Origin of the sequence: Lachnospira multipara LB2003 (genome assembly GCF_000702205.1) — a bacterium.
In the GTDB taxonomy this organism is placed as follows: domain Bacteria; phylum Bacillota; class Clostridia; order Lachnospirales; family Lachnospiraceae; genus Lachnospira; species Lachnospira multipara_A.
Genome location: NZ_JNKW01000019.1, coordinates 1 through 2,423, shown reverse-complemented (window position 1 = coordinate 2,423; position 2,423 = coordinate 1). Strand labels below are relative to the sequence as shown.

Sequence of the window (2,423 nt, the reverse complement as noted above, 5' to 3'; positions counted from 1 at the left end):
ATTTCTCTTTATAAAGAACTGGGGTTTGAGAAGTGTGGACATTTCCCGAATAACATGAAATATGCGGATGCGGACTGGATGATGAAGAAATTATAATGAAACCGATTTGCAGTTGAACGAGTACAGGATACAAAGGCTGCATTTGCAAAGCACTGGTAGCCTTGCTATTTACATTTGCAAAAATCACATTGACATTATATGGATGCATTTGTTATCATATCAAAGATATATATCAAAAGCATCGATGCGAAACTTTCATTAGGAGTAGGCGATGAAGAAAGACAGCAAAGAAGTACCAAAGAGAATTTCAGTGGATGAGCACATCAAGCTTAATCCGAAGTCAATTTATAGGGACAATCGATCCCGATTATTCACAGCGATTTTTAGAGAAAAAGAAGATATGTTAAGCCTTTATAATGCGATTAATGGTACCAGTTACGATAATCCGGATGATGTAATTGTTACAGAGCTAGAAGATGCTATTTATTTAGGTCTAAAGGGAGACTTATCATTTATTGTTGATTTTAGGTTGAATATATATGAGCACCAATCAACAATAAATCCAAACATGCCTTTAAGAGATTTGTTTTATTTCTCAGCGCAGATGCGTGGTCTTATAGAACTTCCCAAATTGTACGGTTCAAAATTAGTTAAGATTCCAACACCACAATTCGTTGTATTTTACAATGGAGTAAGAACAGTGGAGGAAAGGCAGATAATATGCCTATCTGATGCATTTGAGCGAAAAACAAAGGAACCAGCACTAGAATTAAAAGTTCTGGTTCTAAATATTAATCAGGGTTATAACATGAACCTGATGAGTGCGTGTAAGAAGCTAAACGATTATACTATCTATGTTGCTAAGATTAGAAAATATGTTAAAATGAATATAAAGTTAGAAGATGCAATCAACAAGGCGATTGATGAGTGCATCGATGAAAATGTTTTACGGGAATATTTGTTAAAGCATAGAAATGAGGTATATGAAATGAGCATGTTTGAGTGTACCGATGAAGAAATAATCGACGCAATAAAAGAGAGTGAATATGATTTAGGCCATGAAGCTGGGAAGGTAGAAGGAATAAAAGAAGGAATCGAAGAAGGTCAGCTAATGACATTAGTAAAACTTGTTCAGACTGGAATAATAACAGATGAGCAGGCCGCTAATAATCTATCAATCTCAAAGGAAGAATTTGAAAAGATTCTTAATGAAAAAATAGCTAAAAATATAAGTGAATAGTAGAATTGATACTGAAACAGGGTGGAGCTAAGCGTGTGCTTAGCTCTATTTTTAAGGATTATCAATAATCAAGAATGAAATCTGTTTAAAGGAGTGACATCGAATGATTGATATATATACAGAAAAAAAAGAGTCTAAAGATTGGATTCTTCAAAATGACTTGTATTTTAATTTGAATACAGCTAATGAAGAAATGTCTGAAAATGAAATAAAGCTCATTCAGCAAGTGGATGAGGCAAAATTGACTCCAGATAAGCATATTGAAACAAAGTATGGATTGGGTACAATACGTAATTTATCATCTGGATGTAAGACATTACTCAATATTGTAAAGCATCCTGATAAGGTGGTGTGCGTGGAGGAATGTGGTCCAAATGTAATAAAATTTATATTTACGATGGATGATATAAAGATATATATGTCACGCCCTACACTTGCAGAGATTCCGGATGATGTAGAAATTAGGTTTAATGATAAAGAAGTAGTAACCGGAAATTCAGGATATAATGCTTGGTGGAGTAAAGAGTATGAAAGGAGAGAAGCAGATGATCTATAAAAAAATTACATTTAAAGCAGATCCATTTTCATACGATTTGAGGTTTGATGATAGAATAACTCTCGTTGGTGGAGATAGTGGCACAGGTAAAACAGTTCTGTATGAGATTTTAGAAGACTTAAGACTTACCGATGAATATAAAGCAATTAAATTGTTTAATTACAAATCAGATAATCTTTTAGAGGCAGTTAAACAGTGTAGGGATAATTTTATTGTGATTGATAATGCAGATATTTTGATTGATGATGATATCAGGAGATTCATCAATTTTGAGTTTTCCAATCAGTATATGCTTTTCTTAAGAAATTGTGATGGGCTCAATGTATCGGATAAGAGCTTTAAGGTGTTAAAACTTGAAAATAATAGGATAACACTGGAAGAGGAGTTGTTTGTAATATAGAGGACATCTGTGAATTTGTTATTGAGCAGGAGGGGAAGAATTAAAAATGAGATTTGGGCCTAAGGAGATAATAGATAAAAATGGTCGAAAGGTAATTCTTAGAAATGCTGAAGTTGAGGATGCTGAAGCTCTTATAGAGTACCTAAAAGTTACGACAGGAGAAACACCTTTTTTGATACGAGAACCTGACGAGGTGACATTATCTTTGGAGCAGGAACAAAATTTTA

The 2,423-nt window shown here is 33.6% G+C and carries 3 protein-coding genes and 2 pseudogenes; all 5 read left to right on the top strand.

All coding sequences use genetic code 11. The annotated features are described in order from the left end of the window. Window positions 1-96 (top strand): annotated as a pseudogene (locus T537_RS13265) (GNAT family N-acetyltransferase); the annotation flags it as partial. Window positions 97-271: 175 nt separating this feature from the next. Further along, window positions 272-1,240 (top strand): RpnC/YadD family protein, encoded by a 969-nt coding sequence (locus tag T537_RS0109455; RefSeq protein WP_031557500.1) that lies wholly within the window; start codon window positions 272-274, stop codon window positions 1,238-1,240. Between the two features lie 103 nt (window positions 1,241-1,343). Continuing rightward, complete coding sequence (locus tag T537_RS0109450; protein ID WP_031557498.1) at window positions 1,344-1,796, top strand: DUF4869 domain-containing protein; 453 nt, start codon at window positions 1,344-1,346, stop codon at window positions 1,794-1,796. After that, on the top strand, window positions 1,768-2,196 hold the full coding sequence (locus T537_RS0109445) for an ATPase (protein WP_242839182.1): 429 nt from the start codon (window positions 1,768-1,770) through the stop codon (window positions 2,194-2,196). Before T537_RS0109450 ends, T537_RS0109445 begins: the two co-directional genes overlap by 29 nt. A gap of 46 nt (window positions 2,197-2,242) precedes the next feature. Continuing rightward, window positions 2,243-2,423 (top strand): annotated as a pseudogene (locus T537_RS0109440) (GNAT family N-acetyltransferase); the annotation flags it as partial.